Source organism: Streptomyces sp. NPDC006510, assembly GCF_040611955.1.
Lineage (GTDB): Bacteria > Actinomycetota > Actinomycetes > Streptomycetales > Streptomycetaceae > Streptomyces.
The window spans coordinates 17,390-43,992 of record NZ_JBEXPH010000063.1; the positions used below are offsets into that span (position 1 = coordinate 17,390).

General features: G+C 70.8%; 22 protein-coding genes, 1 tRNA gene and 1 pseudogene. 14 read left to right on the top strand and 10 right to left on the bottom strand.

The features are described 5' to 3' along the window. The first annotated feature begins 25 nt into the window (after window positions 1-25). A complete protein-coding gene (locus ABZY11_RS20245; RefSeq protein WP_356480449.1) occupies window positions 26-1,192 on the top strand; it encodes an acyl-CoA dehydrogenase family protein in 1,167 nt (388 codons plus the stop codon). Between the two features lie 644 nt (window positions 1,193-1,836). Here the strand turns inward: ABZY11_RS20245 and ABZY11_RS20250 are convergent. Continuing rightward, on the bottom strand, window positions 1,837-3,285 hold the full coding sequence (locus ABZY11_RS20250; RefSeq protein WP_356480450.1) for an MFS transporter: 1,449 nt from the start codon (window positions 3,283-3,285) through the stop codon (window positions 1,837-1,839). 171 nt (window positions 3,286-3,456) lie between these two features. Between ABZY11_RS20250 and ABZY11_RS20255 the strand changes: the two genes are divergently transcribed. From ABZY11_RS20255 to ABZY11_RS20270, 4 genes are all read left to right on the top strand, one after another. Continuing rightward, entirely contained in the window at window positions 3,457-3,912 is a 456-nt protein-coding gene (locus tag ABZY11_RS20255; protein ID WP_356480451.1) for a MarR family transcriptional regulator, read from the top strand. A gap of 118 nt (window positions 3,913-4,030) precedes the next feature. After that, window positions 4,031-4,672 (top strand): GNAT family protein, encoded by a 642-nt coding sequence (locus ABZY11_RS20260; protein WP_356480452.1) that lies wholly within the window; start codon window positions 4,031-4,033, stop codon window positions 4,670-4,672. After that, window positions 4,669-5,028 carry a hypothetical protein gene (locus ABZY11_RS20265; RefSeq protein ID WP_356480453.1) on the top strand — a complete coding sequence of 120 codons (360 nt, stop codon included), beginning with the start codon at window positions 4,669-4,671 and terminating at the stop codon, window positions 5,026-5,028. The genes ABZY11_RS20260 and ABZY11_RS20265 overlap by 4 nt, the downstream gene beginning before the upstream one ends. Window positions 5,029-5,133: 105 nt before the next feature. Next, window positions 5,134-5,994, top strand: a complete 861-nt coding sequence (locus ABZY11_RS20270) for a siderophore-interacting protein (RefSeq protein WP_356480454.1) — start codon at window positions 5,134-5,136, stop codon at window positions 5,992-5,994. 71 nt (window positions 5,995-6,065) lie between these two features. On the opposite strand, the gene ABZY11_RS20275 is transcribed toward ABZY11_RS20270, so the two are convergent. Next, a complete protein-coding gene (locus ABZY11_RS20275; protein WP_356480455.1) occupies window positions 6,066-7,694 on the bottom strand; it encodes a beta-N-acetylhexosaminidase in 1,629 nt (542 codons plus the stop codon). Between the two features lie 135 nt (window positions 7,695-7,829). Between ABZY11_RS20275 and ABZY11_RS20280 the strand changes: the two genes are divergently transcribed. The 3 genes from ABZY11_RS20280 (at window position 7,830) to glmS (ending at window position 11,047) form a co-directional block, all read left to right on the top strand. Further along, complete coding sequence (locus ABZY11_RS20280; protein WP_356480456.1) at window positions 7,830-8,789, top strand: DUF4429 domain-containing protein; 960 nt, start codon at window positions 7,830-7,832, stop codon at window positions 8,787-8,789. A gap of 109 nt (window positions 8,790-8,898) precedes the next feature. After that, window positions 8,899-9,174 (top strand): hypothetical protein, encoded by a 276-nt coding sequence (locus ABZY11_RS20285; RefSeq protein WP_356480457.1) that lies wholly within the window; start codon window positions 8,899-8,901, stop codon window positions 9,172-9,174. Between the two features lie 43 nt (window positions 9,175-9,217). After that, a complete protein-coding gene (glmS, locus tag ABZY11_RS20290; protein ID WP_356480458.1) occupies window positions 9,218-11,047 on the top strand; it encodes a glutamine--fructose-6-phosphate transaminase (isomerizing) in 1,830 nt (609 codons plus the stop codon). A 357-nt stretch (window positions 11,048-11,404) separates the two neighbouring features. Here the strand turns inward: glmS and ABZY11_RS20295 are convergent, their stop codons facing one another. Then, entirely contained in the window at window positions 11,405-11,926 is a 522-nt protein-coding gene (locus ABZY11_RS20295) for a universal stress protein (protein ID WP_326765726.1), read from the bottom strand. 946 nt (window positions 11,927-12,872) lie between these two features. Here ABZY11_RS20295 and ABZY11_RS20300 point away from each other — a divergent pair. The 3 genes from ABZY11_RS20300 (at window position 12,873) to ABZY11_RS20310 (ending at window position 14,913) form a co-directional block, all read left to right on the top strand. Further along, window positions 12,873-14,102 (top strand): helix-turn-helix domain-containing protein, encoded by a 1,230-nt coding sequence (locus ABZY11_RS20300; RefSeq protein ID WP_356480459.1) that lies wholly within the window; start codon window positions 12,873-12,875, stop codon window positions 14,100-14,102. A 9-nt stretch (window positions 14,103-14,111) separates the two neighbouring features. Continuing rightward, window positions 14,112-14,714, top strand: coding sequence for an oligoribonuclease (orn, locus tag ABZY11_RS20305; protein WP_356480460.1), 603 nt, complete (start codon window positions 14,112-14,114; stop codon window positions 14,712-14,714). 126 nt (window positions 14,715-14,840) lie between these two features. After that, a tRNA-His gene (locus ABZY11_RS20310) sits at window positions 14,841-14,913 on the top strand. Window positions 14,914-15,292: 379 nt separating this feature from the next. On the opposite strand, the gene ABZY11_RS20315 is transcribed toward ABZY11_RS20310, so the two are convergent. Continuing rightward, a complete protein-coding gene (locus tag ABZY11_RS20315; RefSeq protein ID WP_356480461.1) occupies window positions 15,293-16,126 on the bottom strand; it encodes a TetR/AcrR family transcriptional regulator in 834 nt (277 codons plus the stop codon). Between ABZY11_RS20315 and ABZY11_RS20320 the strand changes: the two genes are divergently transcribed. Then, the gene (locus ABZY11_RS20320) at window positions 16,108-16,695 is read left to right on the top strand and encodes a hypothetical protein (protein WP_356480462.1); all 588 of its coding nucleotides are present in this window, start codon (window positions 16,108-16,110) and stop codon (window positions 16,693-16,695) included. The two genes, ABZY11_RS20315 and ABZY11_RS20320, sit on opposite strands and share 19 nt — an antisense overlap. A 61-nt stretch (window positions 16,696-16,756) precedes the next feature. Here ABZY11_RS20320 and ABZY11_RS20325 read toward each other — a convergent pair whose 3' ends face one another. From ABZY11_RS20325 to ABZY11_RS20350, 6 genes are all read right to left on the bottom strand, one after another. Then, entirely contained in the window at window positions 16,757-17,788 is a 1,032-nt protein-coding gene (locus ABZY11_RS20325; RefSeq protein ID WP_356480463.1) for a LacI family DNA-binding transcriptional regulator, read from the bottom strand. A gap of 214 nt (window positions 17,789-18,002) precedes the next feature. Then, complete coding sequence (locus tag ABZY11_RS20330) at window positions 18,003-19,472, bottom strand: GH1 family beta-glucosidase (protein ID WP_356480464.1); 1,470 nt, start codon at window positions 19,470-19,472, stop codon at window positions 18,003-18,005. Window positions 19,473-19,607: 135 nt separating this feature from the next. Next, complete coding sequence (locus ABZY11_RS20335) at window positions 19,608-20,525, bottom strand: carbohydrate ABC transporter permease (protein ID WP_356480465.1); 918 nt, start codon at window positions 20,523-20,525, stop codon at window positions 19,608-19,610. 15 nt (window positions 20,526-20,540) lie between these two features. Then, window positions 20,541-21,539: a sugar ABC transporter permease gene (locus ABZY11_RS20340; RefSeq protein ID WP_356480466.1), complete on the bottom strand. Its 999-nt coding sequence runs from the start codon at window positions 21,537-21,539 to the stop codon at window positions 20,541-20,543. 179 nt (window positions 21,540-21,718) lie between these two features. After that, window positions 21,719-23,050 carry an extracellular solute-binding protein gene (locus ABZY11_RS20345; RefSeq protein WP_356480467.1) on the bottom strand — a complete coding sequence of 444 codons (1,332 nt, stop codon included), beginning with the start codon at window positions 23,048-23,050 and terminating at the stop codon, window positions 21,719-21,721. 631 nt (window positions 23,051-23,681) lie between these two features. Beyond that, window positions 23,682-24,374, bottom strand: coding sequence for an FCD domain-containing protein (locus ABZY11_RS20350; protein ID WP_356480469.1), 693 nt, complete (start codon window positions 24,372-24,374; stop codon window positions 23,682-23,684). A gap of 173 nt (window positions 24,375-24,547) precedes the next feature. Between ABZY11_RS20350 and leuA the strand changes: the two genes are divergently transcribed. Together leuA and ABZY11_RS20360 are read left to right on the top strand one after the other, a co-directional pair. Next, a complete protein-coding gene (gene leuA, locus ABZY11_RS20355) occupies window positions 24,548-26,314 on the top strand; it encodes a 2-isopropylmalate synthase (protein WP_356480468.1) in 1,767 nt (588 codons plus the stop codon). Between the two features lie 176 nt (window positions 26,315-26,490). Continuing rightward, window positions 26,491-26,603, top strand: a pseudogene (locus ABZY11_RS20360) (hypothetical protein); the annotation flags it as partial.

Genomic DNA, 26,603 nt, shown 5'->3' on the forward strand with positions numbered 1-26,603 from the left:
CGTCCCACAAGGAGTGACCCCTGCCATGGCCCTGGACCACCGGCTGACCGCCGAACACGAGGAACTGCGGCGCACCGTCGAGGAGTTCGCGCACGACGTCGTCGCGCCGAAGATCGGCGACTTCTACGAACGGCACGAGTTCCCGTACGAGATCGTGCGGGAGATGGGACGGATGGGCCTGTTCGGGCTGCCGTTCCCCGAGGAGTACGGCGGCATGGGCGGCGACTACCTCGCCCTCGGGATCGCCCTGGAGGAGCTGGCCCGGGTCGACTCCTCCGTGGCGATCACCCTGGAGGCCGGGGTCTCGCTCGGCGCGATGCCCATCCACCACTTCGGCACCGAGGAGCAGAAGCGGCAGTGGCTGCCGAAGCTCTGCTCGGGCGAGGCGCTCGGCGCGTTCGGCCTGACCGAGCCGGACGGCGGCTCGGACGCGGGCGGCACCCGGACGACGGCGGTGCGCGACGAGGCCACCGGCGAGTGGGTGATCAACGGCTCCAAGTGCTTCATCACCAACTCCGGTACGGACATCACGGAGCTGGTCACGGTGACGGCGGTGACCGGCCGCAAGGAGAACGGCGCACCGCTCATCTCCTCCATCATCGTGCCCTCCGGCACCCCCGGCTTCACGGTCGCGGCCCCCTACTCCAAGGTCGGCTGGAACGCCTCGGACACCCGCGAGCTGTCCTTCTCGGACGTCCGCGTCCCGCTGGCGAACCTGCTCGGCGAGGAGGGCCGCGGCTACGCCCAGTTCCTGCGCATCCTGGACGAGGGCCGGGTCGCCATCTCCGCCCTGTCCACGGGCCTGGCGCAGGGCTGCGTCGACGAGTCGGTGAAGTACGCCAAGGAGCGCCACGCCTTCGGCAGGCCGATCGGCGCCAACCAGGCCATCCAGTTCAAGATCGCGGACATGGAGATGCGCGCCCACATGGCCCGCGTCGGCTGGCGCGACGCGGCGTCGCGCCTGGTGGCGGGCGAGCCCTTCAAGAAGGAGGCCGCAATCGCGAAGCTGTACTCGTCGACGGTGGCGGTGGACAACGCCCGCGAGGCGACCCAGATCCACGGCGGCTACGGCTTCATGAACGAGTACCCGGTCGCCAGGATGTGGCGCGACTCCAAGATCCTGGAGATCGGCGAAGGCACGAGCGAGGTGCAGCGGATGCTGATCGCCCGGGAGCTGGGGCTGCCGGCCTGACTTACGGGTGTCGGCGGGGCGGGCCCGGATTCCGGGACCCGCCCCGCCGTCGTACGGGAGGCCCGGGTGCCGGGCCCGCCCCGGCCCGCACGCTCCTGCCGGCGGGCCCCATCCTGGACGAGCGCCTGGTGATCGACATGCTCGTCGGTGCGCTGCAACGCCTGGTGACGTCAGTACCAGTAGCCGGGCCAGTGAGGGTCGTCCCAGCGGGCATCACCGGTAAGGCCCAGGAGCCGTATCCGGTCGAGCAGTTCGTCGGACACTCCGTGGGCGACGAGCCGGGGCCGGGCGTGGCCGATCAGCCAGGCCGTCAGTTCGGCGCACTTCTCCTGTCTGTTCTCCCATGCGACGGCGGGTGGGCTGCGGCACGGATTGTGTCATGGGCGTTCGCCTTCGGGGCTCCGGAGGCTGAAGCCGACCGAAGGTTGCCACCTTACTGGGAGGGCCGACGGTGCCGTCGGCCGGCCCGGCATGAGGTCCCGGACCGGCCCCGTCAACCAGCGGCAGTGCAACGCTGGTTGACGGGGCCGGGCTGCCGAAGCGATGCCGTCGGCTCGCATGTCGTCCGGGGCGGGGATCCGCCCGTTCCGCCCGTTCCCCGCAGGCTCGGGTGCGGGTGCGGGGCGGCTCATGCGGGGCGCGGGTCAGGCCCTGGCCGTGGCCTGTTCTGCAGTGGCGTCGGTGCCGGTGCCGGACTCGACGCGGCGCGCGGCCGGGATGGCGGCGGCGATCGCCGCCGCGACCAGGGCGACGCCGCAGCCGATCAGCAGTCCCGTACGGAAGCCCTCCTCGGAGGTGAGGCTGTAGCCGCCCATGGTGACGTTCATGTGGGAGAGGACCACGCCGATCACCGCGGCGCCGAACGATGTGCCGAGGGAACGCATGAGCGTGTTGAAGCCGTTGGCGGCGGCGGTCTCGGACAGCGGGACCGAGCCCATGATCAATGCGGGCATCGCACCGTACGCCAGGCCGACACCGCTGCTGGTCACCATGCCCACCACCATGAGGCCCCACGCGGAGCCCATGAGCACCAGCGCCAGGCCGTAGCCGACCGCGATGACCAGGACGCCGCACACCAGGGTGAACTTCGGGCCCCGGGCGTCACTGAGCTTTCCGCCGAGCGGGGAGACGAGCATCATCATGATGCCGCCGGGCGCCAGCCACAGGCCCGCCGCGAGCATCGACTGGCCCAGGCCGTAGCCGGTGGCGGAGGGGAGCTGAAGAAGCTGTGGCGAGATCAGCATGCTGGCGTACATGCCGAAGCCGACGAAGACGGAGGCGAGGTTGGTCATCAGCACCCGGGGACGCGCGGTGGTGCGCAGGTCGACCAACGGGTCCCGGGTGCGCAGCTCCCACAGGCCCCAGGCGAGCAGCACCACGACGGCGGCGGCGAACAGGCCGAGCGTGGTGACCGAGCCCCAGCCCCAGTCGGCGCCCTTGGAGACCGCGAGCAGCAGGCAGACCAGGCCCGCCCCGAGACCGAGCGCACCGAGCACGTCGAATCGCTGACCCTTGGCTCCGGCCGGCACGTCGGGGATCAGGAACCAGATCAGCACCGCGACCACGGTGGCCAGGCCGGCCGAGCCCCAGAACAGCACCCGCCAGTTCGTGTACTGGGCGACCGCCGCGGCGATCGGCAGGCCGAGCGCGCCGCCGATGCCCATGGAGGCGCTGACCAGCGCGATGGAGGAGCTGAGCTTCTCCGCCGGGACCACGTCACGCAGCAGGGCGATGCCGAGTGGCAGCACGCCCATACCCATGCCCTGCAGACCGCGGCCGACGATCATGGGGACGACGGACGAGGAGAGCGCGCACACCACCGAACCGACCACCAGCGGCACGGAGCACACGAGAAGCATCCGGCGCTTGCCGACCATGTCGCCCAGACGTCCGGAGACGGGCACGCAGACGGCCGACACCAGCAGGGTGACGGTGATCACCCACGCCGCGTTCGAGGGGGTGGTGCTCAGGATCTGAGGCAGCTCCGCGATGAGCGGGGTGACCAGGGTCTGCATGATCGCCGCCGTGGTGCCGGCGATGGCCAGCGTGGCGACGACGCCGCCGCTGCGGGTTGATGGCTGGGGGGCACCCATCCGGGACTCCTCGGGTGTGCATCGGAAAAGGGTTCGAATGAAGACTATGCATCGTACACACCCTATGTATCGAGCATGCTATATGTACGTTGCATTGATCTATGGGAGAATGGAAGCCGACATTCGGAAACACGCCGGGACGCCCGGACGACAGCAGGAGGCGGCAGGCGCATGACCAGGCCCACCCACGAGGTCGAGTACGAGCAGATGCTCCTCAGCCGCCACGGCCTCCTGCAGAACAAGGGCGGTCGGCGCAAGGACGGCCTGATGGACCACAGCGCCTATATCCTGCTCAGCCGCGTCCGCATCCAGGGGCCGATGTCGATCGGTGAGCTCAGCTACGCCTTCGGGCTCGACGCCTCCACCCTCAACCGGCAGACCGCGGCGGCCATGCGCGCGGGACTCGTGGAACGCATCCCGGACCCCGAAGGCGGCATGGCCCGCAAGTTCCGGATCACCGACGAAGGCGCCCGCATGCTCGACGCGGAACGCGAGGGCCTCGTCCGCTCCCTGGAGCGGGTCATGGCCAACTGGTCGGACGAGGACATTTCCGGCTTCGCCGCCTACCTCAGGCGCTTCAACACCGACATCGAGCGCCTGGGCGGCCGCCCCTGGCCGCGCCCCTGACCGTTCGCGGCACATGGTCCGTGCCCGACTCGCGCGACCGCGGCGCCTCAGGGTCCGCGGTGCGGCCGACCGGAGAATCCGTTCGACAGTGTGCCGCGCCGCGCGGCAGAGTCCGTCCATGAAGCCGCAGCACTGGCCCCTGTACGGTCTCCGCCTCCGCACGCCCCGCCTGGAACTCCGCCTTCCGGACCTGGAGTTGCTGGACGATCTCGCGTCGGTCGCCGCCGACGGGGTGCATGCGCCGGGCGAGATGCCGTTCACGGTTCCCTGGACCGACGCGTCGCCCGGCGAGTGCGGCAGGGCCGTGTTCCAGCATGTGCTGGGCACCATCGCCGACTGGTCGGTGCGGGACTGGGCGCTGAGCCTGGTCGTGCTGTGCGAGGGCACCGTGGTCGGGCGGCAGGACGTGATGGCGAAGGAGTTCGCCGTGACCGGTGAGGTGAGCACCGGGTCGTGGCTGGGCCTGGCTCACCAGGGCCGGGGCATCGGCACCGAGATGCGGGCCGCCGCGCTGCACCTCGCCTTCGCGGGCCTCGGGGCCCGGACCGCGGTGTCGGCCGCGATGACCGACAACCCGCGCTCGCTGGGTGTCTCGCGCCGGCTCGGCTATCTGCCGGACGGCCTGGAAGTCGCGACCGTACGGGGAGTTCCCGTCACCCTGCAACGGCTGCGGATGGACCGTGCGCGCTGGGCGGAGTACCGGACCGTCGAGGTCACCGTCGAGGGACTCGGCGGCTGCCGGGAGGAGTTCGGGGCATGACGCTGCTGGTGCACACCTTCGTCTACGACGAGCCGGAGAAGTGGCGGCTGCTCGACGACCCCGACGACGGAAGCGACATGGCCGGGTTCGAGAGCAGCCGGACCAAGCTCTGGGGTTCGGAGCACGCGCGGGCGATCGGGGCCCGGTTCTTCCCCGAGCTGGCCGCCGGCGACCTGTACGTACAGCCGGAGGACGTCGAGGACTTCCTCGCCGAGTGCGAGCTGCTGCGCAGGCACACGGCGCAGCTCGGCGCGCACAGCGGCTACGGGGAGGACTACGTGGCGGACCGGCTCGCCAACATCACCCGTGCCGCGCTGCGGGCCCGGTCGGTGGGTGGCGGGGTGCTGGTCTGGTGAGCGGGCCCCGGGCACCCTCGAAACGCGAGTGAGGTCAGGCTAACCTTCCCATCAACGTGCCGGCGGCCGGTTCCGGCTTCGTTTCCGGTTCCTGGGAGGCCCCGCATGACGACGTCCGCCGCACCCCCCATAGCCCCGTTCCGGTTCTTCGGCCTGACGGTCACACGGACCCGGCGGCTCGGACCGTCCATGCTCCGGATCACCTTCGGCGGCCCGGGACTCGACGGCTTCGCCGCCGGGGGCCGCGACCAGAGCCTGTCGTTGTTCCTCCCGCACCCGGGGCAGCCGGAACCGGTCGTGCCGGTCGGTGAGGACGGCAACTGGTTCGACGCCTGGCGGGCACTCCCGGAGGACGTACGGGCGGTGATGCGCTCGTACACCGTGCGCGCCCAGCGCACCGCGCCCGACGGGGCGACCGAGATGGACATCGACTTCGCGCTGCACGGGGACGGCGGCCCCGCTTGCCGGTGGGCATCGGACGCCTCCCCGGGCGACCGGCTCAAGGCGCTCGGCCCGGCCGTCGAGGACAACACCGCCGTACGCTTCCGCCCGCCCGAGGACACCGACTGGGTGCTCATCTGGGCCGACGAGACCGCGCTGCCCGCCGCGTCCGCCGCCCTGGAGTGGCTGCCCGCCGGCATGCAGGCCCGGGTCTGGCTGGAGGTTCAGCACACCCGGGACCGTCAGGCCCTCGACACCGCCGCCAGGGCCAGGATCACCTGGCTGGTACGGGACGAGGGCGCACCCGCCGCCCTGGACGCCGTCAGCGCGGCCGAACTGCCCGAGGGGACCCCGTACGTCTGGATCGCGGGCGAGTCCTCGCAGGTACGGGCGCTGCGCCGGCATCTGGTGCGCGAGCGCGGGTTCGACCGCGGACGGGTGACGTTCGTCGGGTACTGGCGCCGCGGGATGAGCGAGGAGCAGCTGCGCGAGGCGGCAGCGACGACGGCGACCGAGGACGAGTAGGACCGCCCCGGGCCGAGCGGGACGGTCCGACCGGACGGGCCGGAACCGACCCGGCCCGTCCCGCCGTCACCTCACTCCGCGGCCCACGGGACCTCCGGCGCCCGGTAGTAGTGGACGCCCAGCGCCGAGAGCCTCGGCCCCTGCGCGCCCAGCCGCACCTTGTACGCGCCCCAGTCGTGCGTGGCCGCGGGCGACCAGCCGAGCTCCGCGACCCCGGGCAGCCGGGGGAACGCCATCTGCTCGACCTCGTCGCTGTTGGTCAGGGTCTCCGACCAGAGCGGCGCCTCGATGCCGAGGACCGAGTCCTCCGGGGCGCCGGCCAGGTACGTCGCCGGGTTCCAGTCGTACGAGCGCTGGACCGAGACGTAACCGGCCCAGGCCAGTCCCAGCTTGGTGTCCTTGTCGTACTTCATGTCGAGGTAGCTGCGGTCGGCCGGGGACAGCACCAGCTTCGTGCCGTTCACGGCGGCGTTGGCGACCTGCTTGCGCTCGGCGGCGCCCGTCCGGTCGTAGCCCCAGTACTGGGCGACCGCGCCCTTCACCGGCGTACCCCCGGTCAGCTGGTGCCAGCCGATCACGGTCTTGCCGTACTTGCCGACGATGGCCTGCGCCTTGTCCATGAAGGCCACATAGTCCTCGTGGCTGGTGGAGTGCGCCTCGTCGCCGCCGATGTGGAGGTACTTGCCGGGGGTGAGCGCGGCGAGCTCACGGATCACGTCGTCCACGAAGTCGTACGTGACGGCCTTCGGGACGCAGAGCGAGCTGAAGCCGACATCGGTGCCGGTGTACAGCGGCGGCGCGACCCCGTTGCAGTTCAGCTCGGCGTACGAGGCGAGTGCCGCGTTGGTGTGGCCGGGCAGATCGATCTCGGGCACGACCTCCAGGTAGCGGGAGGCCGCGTACCGGACGATCTCCTCGTAGTCGCTCTTCGTGTAGTAGCCGCCGGGGCCGCCGCCGACCTCCGTCTGCCCGCCGTACGTGGCCAGCCGCGGCCAGGAGTCGATGGCGATCCGCCAGCCCTGGTCGTCGGAGAGATGCAGATGGAGCTTGTTCATCTTGTAGAGGGCGAGCTGGTCGATGTAGCGCTTGACCTCGGTGACGGAGAAGAAGTGCCGGGAGACGTCGAGCATCGCGCTGCGGTACTCGTAGCGCGGCGCGTCCGTGACCGTGCCGCCCGCGACCGTCCACGGACCCTTCTGGAGGCTCCTCTTCTCCACGTCGGCCGGGAGCAGCTGCCGGAGCGTCTGGACGCCGTGGAAGAGTCCGGCGGGGCCGCGTGCGGTGATGGTGACGGAGCCGCGGCTCGACTTCAGGTGGTAGCCCTCGGCGCCCAGTTCGCCGTCGTGGGAGTCGAGGCGCAGCCGGATGCCGTTGCCGGCGTCGCCGGTGACCGGCAGCGCGTATCCGGTGGACGGGCGCAGCACGCCCGCCAGGTAGTCGCCGACCCGCCGGGCCTCGCCGGAGCCGTAGACACGGATCCTGGTGTCGGCCGTGATGGTGTACGGGGAGCCGCCGGGCTCCGCCTCGGCGGGGGCGGGCACTATCTGGCCGAGCGGGCGGGGCGAGGCGGCGGCCGGGCCGCTGTCCGCCACCGGTCTCTCCGCTGCCGCGCCGACGCTGGAGATCCCGGCCGCCGTGACGAGCAGCAGCGAGCCGAGAAGGCGGGGAAGGGCGGTGCGCTGTGTCCTGTGCAGTCTCACAAGCCGGGTCCCTTTCGACGGGTTCACACCTGTGGATCTCCTGAGCAACCGAACCATCACCATGCGTATCGCGCACCTCACGGATGGTCAAGGTGTAGACCACTCCCCCGCTCCGGGGCTGACAGAATCTGCCGCATGGCGGAAATAATCCAGCGGGACGGAACCTGGACCTTCGACGGCGAAGCGGTACGGATCGTGCCGGGCCGGGGCAAGGGCGTCCATCCACTCCGGCAGGAGCTGGGTGAATGCGTCGTCCCGCTGCGGGCACTGGCGGGCATCTCCTTCGAGCCGGACCGCAAGGGCGGCCGACTGCGACTGCGGCTGCGCGACGGCGCGTGCCCGGTCCTGCGCGCCGCCGACGGCAGGCTCAAGGACGCCTCGGACCCCTACCAACTGGCCGTGGAGAAGGACCGGAGCGGGGCGGCGGAGTACTTCGTCGGCGAGGTGCGCAACGCCCTGCTGGTCGAGCAGGTGCCGACCGGCGCGGTGGACGGCTTCCTGCTGCCGGGGCCCGCGGTACCGGTCGCCGGTGGCGGCGGGGACGGCACGGCCTCGTTCGACGGGGAGACGGTCCGCCTCACCTGGAACTGGAAGGCCAAGGAGGTCAAGATCTCGGGCGGCCCGGTCACGTTCCCGGTGTCGGAGGTGACCGGCGTGCGCTGGATACCCGCCATCGGCCTGGAGAACGGGCATCTGAGCTTCGTACGGGGCGAGGGCCCGAAGCCGGCCCCGGCGGCCGAGTACGACCCGTACTCGCTGGATCTGTGGGGGCTGTCCAAGAAGGAGTACACCGCGGTCCTGGTCGCGGCGGCGGTACTGGTACGGCTGCCCGCTACGGCGGGGGCGGGGCCCACCCCCGGAAGCGCCGCGCCCGCGGAGATCGCCGCCCCGGCCCCGGACATCGCTGCCGCGCCCGCGGAGATCAGCGCCCCGGCCGCACCCGCCGCGGCACCCGCACCGGCATCCGCGCCGCCCGGCGACGATCACGACGTGCTGCTGCGCCGACTGCGCGAGCTCGGCGAGCTGCACCGGTCCGGGGTTCTCACCGACGACGAGTTCACCGCCGCCAAACAGGCCGTCCTCAAGCGCCTGTAGGCACCCATGGGCCGGTTCCGGGTCGGACCGAGAGGGTAATCACACCCGAGCCTGCCCGATATCGGGCAGAATTGTTGCGTAAGCGCCCCGATCACCGCAATATCAACGAGTGCTCGAACGCCGCCCGTCGCATGACGACCTCGTCGATCACCTGGTGCGCAGCACCGCGCTCCAGCGCGGTGAAGCCGCCCGGGTGATTCTCGACGTGCTGGCGTACTTCGACGAGACGACCGACGCCTTCGTCCGCCGCCGCCACCGCGAACTGCAGTCCGGCGGCCTGGTCAACGCGGAGATCTTCGAGCGGATCGCGGCAGAACTGCCGCACCGGGCGGTCGCGCCGCCGGAGCTCTCGCTCCGCCAGCTGCGCCGCATCGTCTACGGCTGAACAACGGGCACCACAGGTACGTCGATGGAGGGGCAGAGACCTTATGTGCGGAATCGTCGGATATATCGGGAAGCGTGATGTGGCTCCGCTGCTGCTGGAAGGGCTGCAGCGGCTGGAGTACCGGGGTTACGACTCCGCGGGCATCGTCATCACCGGCAAGGCGTCGGCCGGCAAGCCCGCCGCCCTGCGGATGGTCAAGGCGAAGGGCCGGGTCCGTGAGCTGGAGGCCCGCGTTCCCAAGCGTTTCACCGGCACCACCGGTATCGCCCACACCCGCTGGGCCACCCACGGCGCCCCGAGCGACGAGAACGCGCACCCGCACCTGGACGCCGACAACAAGGTCGCCGTCGTCCACAACGGCATCATCGACAACGCCTCCGAGCTCCGTGCGAAGCTCGTCGCCGACGGTGTCGTCTTCCTCTCCGAGACCGACACCGAGGTGCTGGTCCACCTGATCGCCCGCGCCCAGGCGGACACCCTGGAGGAGAAGGTCCGCGAGGCGCTGCGCTCGGTCGAGGGCACGTACGGCATCGCCGTCATGCACGCCGACTTCAACGACCGCATCGTGGTCGCCCGCAACGGCTCCCCGGTCGTGCTCGGCATCGGCGAGAAGGAGATGTTCGTCGCCTCGGACGTCGCCGCGCTGGTCGCCCACACCCGCCAGGTCGTCACCCTGGACGACGGCGAGATGGCCACCCTCAAGGCCGACGACTTCCGTACGTACACCACGGAGGGCTCGTCCACGACGGCCACGCCGACCACCGTGGAGTGGGAGGCCGAGTCGTACGACATGGGCGGCCACGACACGTACATGCACAAGGAGATCTCCGAGCAGGCCGACGCCGTCGACCGGGTGCTGCGCGGCCGGATCGACGACCGGTTCGCCACCGTGCACCTGGGCGGCCTCAACCTGGACGCCCGCGAGGCGCGCGGGGTGCGCCGGATCAAGATCCTGGGCTGCGGCACCTCGTACCACGCGGGCCAGATCGGCGCGCAGCTGATCGAGGAGCTGGCCCGTATCCCCGCGGATGCCGAGCCCGCCTCCGAGTTCCGCTACCGCAACCCGGTCGTCGACCCGGACACGCTGTACGTCGCGGTCTCGCAGTCCGGTGAGACGTACGACGTGCTGGCCGCCGTCCAGGAGCTCAAGCGCAAGGGCGCCCGGGTGCTCGGTGTCGTCAACGTGGTGGGTTCGGCGATCGCCCGGGAGGCCGACGGCGGTACGTACGTCCACGCCGGCCCCGAGGTCTGCGTCGTCTCCACCAAGTGCTTCACCAACACGGTCGTCGCGTTCGCGCTGCTCGCCCTGCACCTGGGCCGGATCCGGGACCTGTCGGTCGCCGACGGCAAGCGGATCATCGAGGGGCTGCGCAGGCTGCCCGCCCAGATCAGCGAGATCCTGGCCAACGAGGACGAGATCAAGAAGATGGCGGCCGAGTACGCGGACGCCAAGTCGATGATGTTCATCGGCCGGGTGCGCGGCTACCCCGTCGCCCGTGAGGCCTCGCTGAAGCTCAAGGAGGTCTCGTACATCCACGCCGAGGCGTATCCGGCCTCCGAGCTGAAGCACGGGCCGCTGGCGCTGATCGAGCCCGCGATGCCGACAGTCGCGATCGTGCCGGACGACGACCTGCTGGAGAAGAACCGCGCCGCGATGGAGGAGATCAAGGCGCGCAGCGGCCGCATCCTCGCCGTCGCCCACCAGGTGCAGGAGAAGGCCGACCACACCATCGTCGTACCGAAGAACGAGAACGAGCTGGACCCGATCCTGATGGGCATCCCGCTCCAGCTCTTCGCGTACCACACGGCGCTGGCCATGGGCCGGGACATCGACAAGCCGCGCAACCTGGCGAAGTCCGTCACCGTCGAGTAGGCCCCGCGCACGGAGAGCGGCCCCGTACCCACCGCCACCGCGGGTACGGGGCCGCTCCGGTGCCTGCCCCGGCCCCGGTGTGACCGATACCGAACGCCAACAGGGTGAGTCCCAGGGCGAGATGACCGAGGGTGGAGGTGCTGGTGCTCCCCGCGGAGACGTCGTTGTCCACGGCGGGCTCCCTTCACATGCGTTGGTCCTGCTTCCCAGTGACCGACATGCACCCTTCACAAGCACCCGATCCACCCTGCCCGGACATGAACTGCCGGTTTACGCAGGTGATTTGACGCCATGTCGAACGAGGGCGTCACACCGGATCACCGGGGTGACGGAAGGGGTTGCCGGGGCGTCGGGCGCTCAGGGAATGACGACGACCGGGCGCTGCGCACGGCGCGCGAGGCGCCCCGCCACCGAGCCGAAGATGCGGCCGACGATGCCGTGCGTGGAGCCGACGACGATGGCGTCGGCCGAGTACTCCCGACCGACCTCCTCCAGCTCGTGGCAGATGTCCCCGCCGCGCTCGACGAGGACCCAGGGAACCTCGGAGAGGTAGTCCGCACAGGCGAGCTCCAGGCCGAGCACCTCGGTGCGGTGATCGGGCACGTCCACGAAGACGGGCGGCTCGCAGCCTGCCCAGACCGTGGTCGGCAGCCGGTTGGCGACATGGACGATGATCAGGCCGGAGCCCGATCTGCGGGCCATTCCGATGGCATAGGCGAGGGCGCGCTCGCTGGAGGTCGAGCCGTCGAAGCCGACCACGACCCCGTGGCGGAACGCGGGATCGCATGAATGACGTGTTTCTTCGACCGTCTGCGGGTCCGACACGTGGTCGGCCACCTGCTTGCGGTCGGCGGGTTCGGGGATTTCGTGACCGGCCATCGGTGTCTCGGCGAAGAGAGTCCTCGTGAGGAGAGCGGCTTGGGGAAGCTGCGTCAGCGGGCGGTGTTGCGGTGTCCGGGAATCATCTTCCCAACCCCTTACCCCCAAGGGTACGGCGCCACTCCTCCACTGCCCAGACCCGCGCAAAGCGCGCGCGACGTTTCACGGAGCATGCCCGAGGCGGACCCGTATGGCAATGCCGCTTGTGCTGTACACCGACGCTGCCGGACCCGGTCGGCTGCCCTCGGTGACCGGACGGGCCGTATCCGTCACCTCCGCGGGGCGCCGAACGACCTCCGCTCCCCCGGGCCGCCGTCGGACGGATCACCGTCGCCGACTCCCGGAGCCGGCAACCCGATCCCGTGAGTCACACCGCACCCGTTCCGGACCGCCCGCCCCGTTCCCGGTGACGCACCCCACAGGGAGCCGACACCGGCCCGCCCGGCGGAATTCGATCGCAGCCGGTTGCCACCGGACCGTTCCGTACGATCAGTCGTCCGACCTGCCCAGGGGGCGCAAAGAAGCGGTTGATCACCCGGGTTGTGCGCCGGTTCAATGACTGAATCACACATGCACAACCGTCTATTTTCGGCCAACTTCATACCCATGCCGACACCTTGCCGAATTGGCCGGTCAACCCCCTTGTCGCCAGGCAGGAAGAGACCGCGCGGTACGCTTCGACCCAACGGGGACGGGCCATGAACGCCAGACGCACTTCCCTGCACGGCTTCCGGATGAAACGCTTCGTGATCGAATGCTTCCCGCCAAGTTGCCTTGTCGACATAACGCCGCTTGGTGAACTTGTCACGCCGGCACCACGGGACGCAGTAGATTCGATCTTGGGTATCGAAGTCTGGGGAACTCGTGCAGGACCGAGGGGAAAAGTGCAGGAGCGACAGGCCCGTAAGGACCAGGGAGACGCGAACACCGAGGGGGGCTTAGCGTCATGAGCCAGGACTCCGCCGCCGCAACGGAGGCTGTACGGAAGCTCAGTGGCCGTCGACGACGAGAGGTCGTCGCCGTGCTGCTGTTCAGCGGCGGCCCCATCTTCGAGAGTTCGATCCCGCTCTCCGTGTTCGGAATCGACCGCCAGGACGCGGGAGTTCCGCGCTACCGACTCCTCGTCTGCGGCGGGGAAGACGGGCCGCTGCGGACCACCGGTGGACTCGAACTCACCGCGCCCTACGGGCTGGAGGCGATCAGCAGGGCCGGCACCGTCGTGGTGCCCGCCTGGCGTTCGATCACCTCGCCGCCGCCCGCCGAGGCACTGGAGGCGCTGCGCCGCGCCCATGAGGAGGGCGCCCGCATCGTCGGGCTGTGCACGGGCGCGTTCGTGCTCGCCGCCGCCGGCCTGCTGGACGGCCGCCCGGCGACCACGCACTGGATGTACGCACCGACGCTGGCCAAGCGCTACCCGTCGGTCCATGTCGATCCGCGTGAGCTCTTCGTCGACGACGGCGATGTGCTCACCTCCGCCGGGACGGCCGCCGGGATCGATCTCTGTCTGCACATAGTCCGCACGGACCACGGCACGGAGGCCGCCGGGGCACTGGCCCGCCGGCTCGTCGTGCCGCCGCGGCGCAGTGGCGGTCAGGAGCGCTATCTCGACAGATCTTTACCGGAGGAGATCGGCTCCGACCCGCTTGCCGAGGTCGTGGCCTGGGCGCTGGAGCATCTGCACGAGCAGTTCGACGTGGAGACGCTGGCCGCGCGCGCCTACATGAGCAGGAGGACCTTCGACCGCAGGTTCCGCTCGCTCACCGGCAGCGCACCGCTCCAGTGGCTGATCACCCAGCGGGTGCTGCAGGCGCAGCGGCTGCTGGAGACGTCCGAGTACTCGGTCGACGAGGTGGCGGGCCGCTGTGGCTTCCGCTCGCCGGTCGCGCTGCGCGGACACTTCCGGCGTCAGCTGGGCTCCTCCCCCGCCGCGTACCGGGCCGCCTACCGGGCCCGCCGTCCGCAGAGCGGTGGCTCGGAGCCCGTGACCGCGGTGACCGAGCCGGTGGTGCCCGCCCAGGGCACTGCGGGGATCCGGCGCGCCACGGCCACCCCGTCGGGCCCGCATGTCATCACGTCGTCGGCCCCCGGCACGGGCCAGTCGGAGCCGGGGAAACCCGGCCCCGACGCTTACACGACCGGACGCCCGACCCTGCCGGGTCAGCGGAGTGCCCCGTAGGGTGGGGCCATGAACGATCGCATGGTGTGGATCGACTGCGAGATGACCGGGCTCTCGTTGACGGAAGACGCACTCATCGAGGTGGCCGCACTGGTCACCGACTCGGAGCTGAACGTGCTCGGCGAAGGGGTGGACATCGTGATCCGCCCGCCGGACGCGGCCCTGGAGACCATGCCCGAGGTGGTGCGGCAGATGCACACCGCCTCGGGCCTCCTCGACGAGCTGGCCGGGGGCACCACCCTGGCCGACGCCGAGGCCCAGGTGCTGAACTACATCCGCGAGCATGTGAAGGAGCCCGGCAAGGCCCCGCTCTGCGGGAACTCGGTCTCCACCGACCGCGGTTTCCTGGCGCGGGACATGTCGGCTCTGGAGAGCTACCTCCACTACCGGATCGTCGACGTCTCCTCGATCAAGGAGCTGGCGCGCCGCTGGTACCCGAGGGCGTACTTCAACAGCCCGGCCAAGAACGGCAACCACCGGGCGCTCGCGGACATCCGTGACTCCATCACGGAGCTGCGCTACTACCGCGAGGCGGTCTTCGTACCGCAGCCGGGCCCGGACTCGGAGCGCGCGAAGGCCATCGCGGCACGCGTCGCGCGGCCCGCACCGTAGGACCTTGTGAAGCCGCTGGTCATAGCCCTTTCGGGGGCTGGGATCAGCGGCTGAACAACTGGGGCGCGAGCACCCTCTCGGACCCTGTACACTTTTTCTCGGCCGGTCAGAAAAAGACCGGGCATGGTGGGTATAGCTCAGATGGTAGAGCACCTGGTTGTGGTCCAGGATGTCGCGGGTTCGAGTCCCGTTACTCACCCTGAATGATCAAGGCCTGACCCGTGAAAACGGGTCAGGCCTTCTTCATGTCCAGGAACTTGGGAACACAGTGGGAACACAGGTTTCCGAACCGGGCCGTGTCGTCCCCTCCTGGCGAGCATCGTGGACGGCCCAAGAAGGACGGCACCCTGCGCCGGGGCGAGGCACCGCCCTCCGGGTCCGCGAACTCAACCTCACCTCCGCCCGCCCCACGGCGTCGATCCCAGCGGGCGTGGAAGAAGGCAGAGAAGGGCTCGGCGGGCGGGACGTTCCACCTCGGGCCGCCGAAGACCGGGCGAGCGCGCCGGCTGAGCACTGCGTTCGGCGGCGGGGAGTTCCGGCCCGCGCGGTACGGGGCCCCGGAGCGGCCGGCCCGGAGTTCAGGCGTCGATGCCGCGTCGCGCGAGATCGGCCGCGATGCCGTCCAGGACACCGGCAAGGCCAGAGGCGAACAGCGCGTCGAGATCCCAGGGGTCGGCGCCCGCGCGCATCGCGCGGGCGAGCCGGGGATACGCGCCGGGTGCGTACAGCGGGTTCGGTACGTGGTCCGGGGCCTTCGCCCCCTGCTTCGCGGCGGCGTTCGCCTGCCGCTCCGCCTCCGCGTCGCTGACGAGGATCAGCGCCACGCCCTGGATGTAGGAGGCGAACATGAACATGTACCGGAAGGCGTCGGCGGGTTCGAGGGCGAGACCGTCGAACGAGGAGAAGGCGCTCTCGCTGTCCGCCGCGAGCGCCGGGCTGAAATACGCGCGGGTCGTCACCATGACCCTCGGCAGGATCCACGGGTGGCGGTGGTACAGCTCCCAGTCGCGGTACGCGGCGCGTTCGAGGCCGTGACGCCAGTTCCGCGGTGGTGATTCGGGCAGCGGCACGTCGGTCATCGCGGCCTCGACCATCAGGGTCACCAGGTCGTCCTTGGATGCCACATGCCGGTACAGGGACATCGCGCCGGTGCCGAGCTCCGTGGCGACCCTGCGCATGGACAGCGCGTCGAGCCCCTCCGCGCCCGCGATGACGATCCCGGCCCGCACGATGCGTTCGACGGTGAGATGCGGTGCGCCGCCGTCGCCCTCCGGGACGTCGGCCGGCGTTTCCGCCCTGCGCGCCCGGTAGGCCCTCGCCTGGCACGCACGGGAGCAGTAGAGCCTCGGCCGTCCCCGGTCCGCGGGCTCCAGCGCCCTTCCGCATGAGGCACATGCCGGCTGCACGGACATCGAGCTACGTCGTGCTGGCCCTGCTCCGGGCCGATTCGGGAATCGTCCACCTCGTCGGCGGCATGACCGTCGTCTCGATCGGCATCGGAGCCGTCTCCGCGGTCGTCACCGAGGTGATCCTGTCCGCCGCACCGCCGGAGCGGGCCGGGGCTGCCTCCGCCTTGACCGAGACCTCTGCCGAGTTCGGCGGGGCGCTGGGCATCGCGCTCCTGGGCAGCATCGGCACCGCCGTCTACCGTTCGGAACTGGCGGCCAAGGCTCCTGACGGCCTCGGGCCCGAGGAGCTGGAGGCGGCGAGGAGCACCCTCGGCGGCGCCGTCGAGACCGCCACCACCCTCCCGGGGAGCACCGCCGAATCCCTGCGGAACGTGGCCTTCGAGGCCTTCGCCCGGGAGGCCCGGATCGCCTCGGTGGTCAGTGCCGTCCTGATGGCGGGCGGGGCGATCCTCATCGCCACCCTGCTCCGCACCGCACGCACCCGGCCCGGACCCGAGTCCCCGCGATCCGCGGCGGAGCACCACGACAGGGACCGGGCGGGAGACCCGCACTCCGGGGCGGCTCTGCACTGAGCGGCGCTCCCGCTCTGCCGCACCGGCGCCCGCGCCGGTGCGGCAGAGCGCTCGCTCGCCGTCACGAGGAGTCGCGGACGACCAGTTCGGTGGGGAGCACGGTCTGCGGACGCTCCTGGTGCTCGCTCGCGATCTCCTTGAGCAGTACGCGGGCCATCGTGCGGCCCATCTCCTCGATCGGCTGGCGCACGCTGGTGAGGGCCGGGTCCATGTGGCGGGCCACCGCCGAGTCGTCGAAGCCGATGAGGGCCACATCGTCCGGGATGCGCCGGCCGGCCTCGCGCAGCACCTGACGGGCACCCGCGGCCATCACGTCGGAGGCGGCGAACACCGCGTCGACGTCGGGGCGCCGGGCGAGCAGCTCGCGCATGGCCCGCGCACCGCCCTCCTCGGTGAAGTCGGCCGGGGCGATCAGCCCCTCGTCCGGTTCGAGACCGGCCTCGGACGCCGCCTCGCGGTAGCCGTCGAGGCGGCGCTGTGCACCGTAGACGTCCCGGGGCCCGGTGATCGTGGCGATGGCGCGGCGCCCCCGGGAGACCAGGTGGTCGACTGCGGCGCGGGCGCCGCCGAAGTTGTCGGAGTCGACCGAGGCGAGCGTTTCGGAGGCCCACCTGCGACCGCTCATCACGGCCGGCATACCGAGCTGCTCCAGCAGATCCGGCAGCGGGTCGTCGGCGTGGACGGAGACCAGCAGCACGCCGTCGACACGGTGCGCCGTCAGGTACTGGGCCAGCCGACGGCGCTCCCGGTCGTTGCCGACGAGGGTGAGCAGCAGCTGCATGTCGGTGTCGGCGAGCGCCGCGCCGACCCCGCGGACGATGTCGGAGAAGTACGGCTCGGCGAAGAAGCGGGTCTCCGGCTCGGGCACCACCAGGGCGATGGCGTCCGTGCGGTTCGCGGCGAGCGCGCGGGCCGCGCGATTGGGTACGTAGCCCAGCTCGGCGACGGCCGCCTCCACCGCCTCGCGGGTCTGCGCGCTGACCCGCGGCGAGCCGTTGATGACCCGCGAGGCCGTGCCGCGTCCCACCCCTGCCCGCGCCGCGACTTCTTCGAGCGTGGGCCGGCCACCGCTCCGTACTCGCGCTGCCGCCATGGCTGCCTCCCGTTCGCGGTCAATTTCTCACAGCCGGATAGCCAAACCAAGTCCTGGGTATCGGCTCCCCCGGCGCCCGTACGGGCCGGGCGGCCGCTCCGTATCACCGTTCTGGGAGCGCTCCCAATTCTATGGCGGGGACGGGCTCGGCGAGAGAGGCGAGAGAAAGCGGAGATCTGGCGCGGACGGCCGGGTCCCGGTGGGCAGGGGGCGGTCAGCCGAGGGTGGTGGCCGGGGACGGGGGCAGCGCGTGGTGGCGGATGACGTCGGCGTACCAGTGGGCGCTCGCCTTGGGGATGCGGAGCTGGGTGGCGTAGTCGACGTAGACGGCGCCGAAGCGCTTGGAGTACCCGTACGCCCACTCGAAGTTGTCCATCAGGGACCAGAGGAAGTAGCCGCGGACGTCCGCCCCGTCGGCCACGGCCCGCTGTACGGCGTCGAGGTGACCGCGCAGGTACGCGATCCGCTCGGGGTCCTCGACCCGGCCCTCGGGTGAGACGTAGTCGTCGAAGGCCGCCCCGTTCTCGGTCACCATCAGCGGCAGGCCGGGGTGGTCCCGCGAGACGTCGACGAGCAGGTCGTACAGCCCGCCGGGGTCGATCGCCCAGTTCATCGCGGTGCGCCTGCTGCCCTCGCGGATGTGGAAGGCGACGTGTTCGGATCCGGGCCACGGGGAGTGGTCGCTGTTGCCGTGCCCGTCGTCGCGCGAGTCGCCGGAGCCGTCGGCGGGCGTGGAAACGAGCGTCGGTGTGTAGTAGTTGACGCCCAGGACGTCGACCGGCCGGGAGATGGCGGCCGGGTCGCCGTCGTGGACCAGCTCCGACCAGTCGACCAGGTGCGCGGTGTCGGCGATCAGGTCCTCGGGGTACGCGCCGTGCAGTATCGGGCCGGTGAAGATCCGGTTGCCGACCGCGTCGATCCGGCGGGCGGCGTCCGCGTCGGCCGCGCTGCCGGTCAGCGGGCGGACGTGGTGGAGGTTGAGGGTGACCGAGATCTGCGCGGTGGCGGGGAGGCGGTCGCGCAGGACCTCGGTCGCCCGGCCGTGGGCGAGGTTGAGGTGGTGGGCGGCGCGCAGCGCGGCGGCGGGCTCGGTGCGCCCGGGGGCGTGCACGCCGGAGCCGTAGCCGAGGAAGGCCGAGCACCACGGTTCGTTGAGGGTGGTCCAGGTGCTGACGCGGTCGCCGAGGGCTCCGGCCATGATGTCGGCGTAGTCGGCGAAGCGTTCGGCGGTCTCCCGCTGGGGCCAGCCGCCCGCGTCCTCCAGTTCCTGGGGCAGGTCCCAGTGGTAGAGGGTGGCGACGGGCGCGATGCCCGCTTCGAGGAGTTCGTCGACGAGCCTGCGGTAGAAGTCCAGTCCGCGTTCGACGGCGGGGCCGCGGCCGGTGGGCTGCACCCGGGGCCAGGAGACGGAGAAGCGGTAGGCCGTCAGACCGAGCCGCTTCATCAGCGCCACGTCGTCGCGGTAGCGGTGGTAGTGGTCGGCGGCGACGTCCCCGGTGTCGCCGTTGCGGACCTTGCCCGGAGTGTGGCTGAAGGTGTCCCAGATGGAGGGGGTGCGGCCGTCCTCGGCGGCGGCGCCCTCGACCTGGTAGGCGGCGGTGGCCGCCCCCCAGACGAAACCGGTCGGGAATTCCGCTGCCTCGGGTGCGGCCTTCGGGGCGGTGTCGGGTCGTACGGCAGTCATGCGGGAGCGCTCCCAGGGGTGGTCGGGCAGGGGCTGGTGAGGTGTGGGTGAGAGGTGTGGGGCTCCGGGGCCCGTGCGGCCTGCGGTCAGGGCTTCAGGACGTTCGGGCCCGGGCGAAAGGCGGGTGACGCGGTGTCATCCCTTGACGGCGCCGGACATGATTCCGCCGACGATCCGCTTGCCGAAGATCACGAACACCACGAGCAGCGGCAGCGTGCTGATCAGCGCACCGGCCATCACGATGCTCTGGTCGGGGGTGTACGAGGCGCTCAGCCGGCCGAGGGCCACCTGGAGCGTGGGATTCTGCTGGTTCAGGGCGAGGTAGGGCCAGAAGAAGTCGTTCCACGCCTGTACGAAGGTGAGCATCCCCAGCACCATCATCGCGGGGCGGGCCACCGGCAGGACCACGCTGCGCACGATGCGGAAGTTGTTCGCGCCGTCGATCTTGGCGGCCTCGACGAGCTCGTAGGGCAGCGCCTCGCTCAGGTACTGCCGCATGAAGAACACCCCGAACGCGCTCACCAGGGTCGGGAAGATCACCGACTCCAGCCTCCCGCCCCAGCCGATGTCGGACATCATCATGAACAGCGGGACGACGCTGAGCTGCGGCGGGATGGTCAGCGTGGCGATGACGCCGGTCATCAGCGCCCCGCGGCCCCGGAAGCGCATCTTGGCGAAGGCGTAGCCGGCCAGGGTGCAGAAGAAGAGCGTCGCCGCGGTGATGCAGCCGGCGACGACGAAGCTGTTGACGATCGCCCGGCCGAGGTGTGCCTGGGTCCAGGCCGCGTCGAGGTTGTGCAGCAGCCGCCCGCCCGGCAGGAACGGCGGTGTGGTGGCGAGCACTTCGTCCTGGGTGCGGGACGCGGCCACCAGCGTCCAGTAGAGCGGCAGCAGCGAGCCGATGCCGACGACGGCCAGCGCGATGTAGGCGAACGGGCCACCCTGCAACTGCTTGCCCGCGCCCGGCCTGAACCGGCTCGGGCGCCGTGTGTCCCGTCGGCGGGCGGGCGGGGCGGTGGCCTCCGGGGCTTCGATGGGACTGATCATGGTCATGGAAATCGCTCCCGGTCAGACCGCGGATGTGCGTACGAAGCGGCCGATGAGCCGGTTGACCGCGGCGATGATCAGCAGGAGGGCGAGCATCGCCCAGGCCACTGCGGCGGCCGGGCCGAGATGCCCGAGATTCCAGCCGTAGTTGTAGAGGTAGACGCTGAGCGTCTCGTACTGGTGCTCGTTGCCGCCCGTCGCTCCGAGGACGCCGCCCTCCAGCAGTAGCGGCTCACCGAACAACTGCATGGAACCGATGGTCGAGATGACGATCGTGAAGAGGATGGTGGGCCGCAGCGAGGGGATGGTCACCTTGCGGAACTGCTGCCAGCGCGATGCGCCGTCCAGCGCGGCGGCCTCGTACAGATCGGTCGGCACGGCCTGCATGGCGGCCAGATAGATCAGGGCGTTGTAGCCCGTCCAGCGCCAGATGACGATGACGGAGATCGCGATCTTCGACGTCCAGTGGCCGTTGACCCAGTTCGTGTCGCCGAGGCCGACGAAGTGCAGCACCCAGTTCAGCAGGCCGCCGTCGGCCCGGAAGACCAGGGCGAAGACGAGGGCGGCGGAGGCCACCGAGGTGGCGTACGGGGTGAGGACGACCGTCCGCCAGAAGGTGCTGGCCCGCAGCCGGTAGTTCAGCAGATGGGCCAGGCCGAGCGCGACCAGCAGCTGCGGAACCGTCGACATGACCCCGATCAGGAAGGTGTTGCCGACGGCCGTCCAGAACTCGGAGTCGTGCAGGATCCGGTCGAAGTTGTCCCAGCCGACCCACTCCATCCGGTCCAGCCCGGTCATCTCCACCCGGTGCAGGGCGATCCACCCGGTGTAGAGCAGCGGGTAGAGGCCGAACGCGCCGAAGACGAGGAAGAACGGGGCTGTGTAGGCGTACGGCGATGCCTTGTCGTCGAACCGCCACAGCCGGCTCCGCCGGGTCTGCCGACCGGATCGGGCCGACGCGTGCGGGGATCCGCCGGGTGGCGGGGCGTATGCGTCCCGGGTGGGTGTCGAGGTGGCCACGGGCGGGAGTCCTTCCCTGGGTGACGGGGGTGCCTGGCGGGGCGTGGCGCGTGGGCCGAGGCAGGAGTTGGGGCAAGTGGTGGGGCTGCGACAGGAGTTGGCGTGCGGGGGCGGGGTGGGTACGAGGGGTGCTTGTGCCGGTGCGGGCGGCTTCTGAGGGCCGCCCGCACCGGCGGCGGTCAGCCGATCGCCTTGTCGATCGCGTCGGTCGCGGCCTTCCAGGCGTCGTCGGGGCTGGTGCCCCGCTGCTCCATGTTGGTGATCTGGGTCGAGATGGTGTCCTTGATGACGCCGTCCTTCGGGCCGAGCACCGCCTCGGGGATGGACCTGGCCTCGTCGGCGTAGATCTGTCCGATCGGGGCGTCGTTGAAGTACGGCAGCTTCGCGTTCTTCACGTCCGGCAGTTCGTACGCGCCCTTGTTGGACGGGAACACACCGATCGCCTTGAACACGGCGGCCTGCTGCTCGGGCGCGGTCAGCCACTTCACGAGCTTGCCCGCCTCCACCACGTTCTTCCCCGACTTGGGCACGGCGAGGAAGGAGCCGCCCCAGTTGGCGGCGGTCGCACCGGGCGCGGTGGTGATGTCCCACTTGCCCCTGTTGGCCTCACCGGCGTTGGCCGAGATCTGCCCGGCCATCCACGCGGGGCAGGCCACGGTGGCGATGGTGCCCTTGCGCAGCGCGGGGACCCAGGTGTTGGTGTCGAACTGGGCCAGGCCCTGGGAGAGCTTCTTGGCCGCGGCCTCGGCGGCCAGCTTCCAGCCCTGCTCGACGCTGGGGCTCTCCTTGTAGACCGGCTTGCCGCTCCCGTCGTAGTACTGCTCGGAGTTCGAGCTCACGACCGCGTTGAACATGGCGCTCGCGGAGTCCATGAAGTACGTGCCCGCGGGGGCCTTCTTCTTGTACTCCTCGCCGAGCGCGAGGTAGTCCTCCCAGCCGCCCGCGACCTTCTTGGCGACCTCCGCGCGGTCGGTCGGCAGGCCGGCCTTCTTGAACAGGTCGGTGTTGTAGCAGAGGGACATCGGGCCGATGTCGGTGCCCGCGCCGATCACCGCACCGCCCGGCGCGGTGGCCTGCTTCGCCTTCCAGGAGACCCAGTCGTCGACGTCGATCACCTTGCCGAGGTCGACGAAGGAGTCTGCCTTGGTGTCGGCGATCTCCTTGATCCGGCCGACCTCGATGCCCTGGATGTCGGCGAGACCGCTGCCCGAGTTCAGCTGCTGGAGCAGCTTGGGGTAGTAGACCTTCTCGTCGGCGGTGACGTCTTCCCTGACCGTGATGTTCGGGTGCAGCTCGTGGTACTTGGCGAAGAGTCCGGCCTCCTTGTAGCCGAACTGCCCGAAGTCGGCGACGGTCAGCGTGATGTTCCCGTTCGCGTCGGGGCCCGTACTGCCCGACGGGTCCGAGTCGCTGCTGCAGCCGGTCAGCAACAGGGCCGAGGCCGTCAGGGCCGTGGTGGCCAGGACCGCGACTCTGCGGGTCCGGCCGGCGGCGGTGCGGGTGATGCGCATTCCACTGCTCCTTGTTCCGGGGTGGGAGGTGCTGTTCCGGGGAGGTGCTGTCCCCGGGTGGGGCGTTCCGGGTGGGGCGTTCCGGGTGGGGCCGGCGTTCTTGCTGCGCGGCACGGTCGCCGGTGGGTGCGAGTGCCTCGTGGTTCGGGGAGGAGGGCACGGACAGCGCCGTACGGGCGGGAGGCCCACCCGATGTGGGAGCGCTCCCATGCGTCGATGTCGGAAGGTTCCTGCCTTGAAGGGGCGGGTGTCAAGAGTTGAAGACGCTTCCGTTGCCCGAGCGTGTCCCGCAAGTCACGGGACCGTGTCCCGCCGAGGTCTTGCCACAAGCCGTATACGCCGCCCGGGAATTCACGCCGTACGGAGAACGTGCAGGCCGGCGACCGGCGGGGAGGGATCACCCCGCCGGTCGCCCCGGACCGCCCCCGCCCCGCCGCATTTCGGCCCGCCACCGGGAGCGGCCTCGCCATCCCGCGTTCACACCGTCACGCCCGCCGAAAGGTGAACGGGGCATCGCACAGCGAGGGCGGTCGGGGACGCATCCACTTCTTCCTTCGAAGCCGGTCTCCCTTCGAAGCCGGTCTTCCTTTGAAGCCGGCCTTCCTTCGAAGCCGGCCCGGAGCGGCCCGTCCTACGCCGCCCGCAGCCGGGCCAGCGTGGATTCGAGTTCGGTCTGCGCGGCCCGGCCCGCCGATTCCGCGTCCCCGGCCACCACGGCCCGCACCAGCGCGTCATGGGTGGCGTCGCCGTGGTCCGGATCCTCGCGGCGCAGGCCGAACAGCTCCACGAGGTCGATGAGTCCCTGCCGCAGCGCGGGCGCGAACTCGCCGAAGAGATCGGTGAGTACGGGATTGTGTGCCGCGACGACCACGGCCCGGTGCAGCGCGATGTCCGCGTCCACGAACTCCGCGTCTCCCCCGGACCCGGCCGCCCGCCGCGCGCCGAGCGCCGCGTCGAGGGCGATCAGGTCCTCGTCCGTACGGCGCCGCGCGGCCAGCCGGGCGGCCTGCACCTCGATCAGCATGCGCACCTCGTACACATCGGTGATCGTGGCCCGGCGCAGCCGGGCCGGCCAGTCCTCCGTCACCCGGTCGGCGATGACGAAGACGCCCGCACCCTGCCGGGACCGGAGCAGCCCGAGCGTGGCCAGGGTGCGCACCGCCTCGCGGACCGTGGAGCGGCCCACGCCGAGCGTCTTGGCCAGGGTCGTCTCGCCGGGAATCCTCATGCCGACCGGCCAGTGCCCCTCGGTGATCTGCTCGCGCAGATGGTTCGTGGCCTGTTCGACCAGGGGGCTGGGGCGGAGCGGACCGAGCGAGGACACGATGTTCACCTGTCAGGTTGTCTGAGGACTTGCTTTCTGGCTACTCTACCGGCCATGACGCACAGCGGTCTCCTTCTTCTCGGCTGCCGCGGCGGGGCCTGAAGCGACCGGCACCCCGCCGCGGGATGCCGTGCTGCGCCGGTCGCGTCCGGCGATGCGAGAAGAGACCCTTCATGTCCGACCGTCAGTCACCGATGCACGGCTTCCCCACGATCTGCACTCCGCGCGGGCCCGTGCCCGCCGACGCGCCCCGCTGGAATCCGCAGCGGGCGAGTTCCATGCCCTCCCACCGCTATCTCTCCGCGTTCGACCGCGTCGAGGTCCCGGCGACCGGCCGCACCTGGCCGCAGGCCCGTATCGAACGTGCCCCGCTCTGGGTGCCCGTGGACCTGCGCGACGGCAACCAGGCACTGGCCGAGCCCATGGACACGCCGCGCAAGCGCCGGATGTTCGATCTGCTCGTCGCCATGGGGTTCAAGGAGATCGAGATCGGCTATCCGTCGGCGAGCCGCACCGACTTCGACTTCGTCCGGCACCTGGCCGTCGGCGGCACCGTGCCGGACGACGTCACCGTGGTCGTCTTCACCCCGGCCAAGCAGGATCTGATCGAGCGGACCTTCGAGTCCATCGAGGGGATGGACCGCGTGGTCGTCCATCTGTACATCCCGACCGCGCCCGTCTGGCGCGATGTGGTGCTCGGCCGCAGCAGGGCCGAGGTGCACCGCACGGTGCTGGAGTCCGCGCGGCAGATGGAACGGCTGGCGCGGGCGCGGCCCGGGGCGGACATCCGGTTCGAGTTCTCCCCCGAGGTGTTCGTCCTCACCGAGCCGGACTTCGTCCTGGAGATCTGCAACAGCCTCACCGAACTGTGGGACGCCTCCCCGGACCGTCCGGTCATCCACAACCTGCCCGCCACGGTGGAGATCGCGACGCCGAATGTGTACGCGGACCAGATCGAGTACATGCACCGCCATCTGGACCGGCGGGACTCGGTGATCCTCTCCGTCCATCCGCACAACGACCGCGGCACCGGCACCGCGTGCGCCGAGCTCGCGGTCCTCGCGGGTGCGCAGCGCGTGGAGGGCTGCCTGTTCGGCAACGGGGAGCGCACCGGCAATGTCGACCTGGTCAATCTGGCCCTGAATCTACACGCCCAGGGCGTCGACCCGATGATCGACTTCTCCGACATCGACGAGATCCGCCGCACGGTCGAGTACTGCAACCGGCTGCCGGTGCCGCCCCGCCACCCCTACGGCGGCGATCTCGTCCACACGGCCTTCTCCGGCACCCATCAGGACGCCATCAGCAAGGGCTTCGCCCATCACGCGAGCAGCGGCTCCGAGCTGTGGTCGGTGCCGTATCTGCCGATCGACCCGGCGGACGTGGGGCGTACGTACGAGGCGGTCATCCGGGTCAACAGCCAGTCCGGGAAGGGCGGCATCGCCCATCTGCTGCGGAGCAACTACGGGGTGGACCTGCCGGCCCGGCTGCGCGCGGACTTCTCGCGCACGGTGCAGGCCGCGACCGACGACAGCGGTCTGGAGGCCACACCGAAGGATCTGTGGGAACTGTTCGACACGGCGTACCTGGCCCCGGGCCGGGCCGGGAACGTGGCCCTGACCTCCTGGTCCACGGACCGGAACCCGGCCGGTGAGCACCGGTTCATCTGCACGCTGCGGGTGGACGAGCGGGAGGGCGACTACGAGGGCACGGGCAACGGTCCGGTGTCGGCGTTCACCCGTGCGCTGGCCGCCGCGGGCATCGAGGTGGACATCCTCGACTACACGGAGCACGCGACGGGGACGGGGCAGGGCAGCCCGGCAATGGCGTACGCGGAGTGCCGGGTGGGCGACGAGGTGTGCTGGGGTGCGGGCCAGGACACCTCCGTCCTCACCGCCTCGATCCTGGCGGTGCTGTCGGCGGTGAACCGGGCGGGCTGAGGGCGGTCGGCGGAAAGGGGCGCGCATCCCGGCCGGTGATGGGGGGTTGGGATGCGCGGGCGCGGGTTGGTCTGCGGGAAGCGAGAAGCCCTGCTCGTACGCGCCGAACGCCTTCGTGAACGCCAGTGGTTCCTGGACGACGGAGCTTCCCCGGGTCGGGATCGTCCGACCGGGCGTCACGCCCCGGCGCCGCCCCCGTTCTTGCGGGCCTTCTGTTGAAGGCTGAGGACGGGGTCCTCAGCTTCTCCAGCTTCGACTACGAGGTCTCGGCCCGGGTCTCGGTGGACGC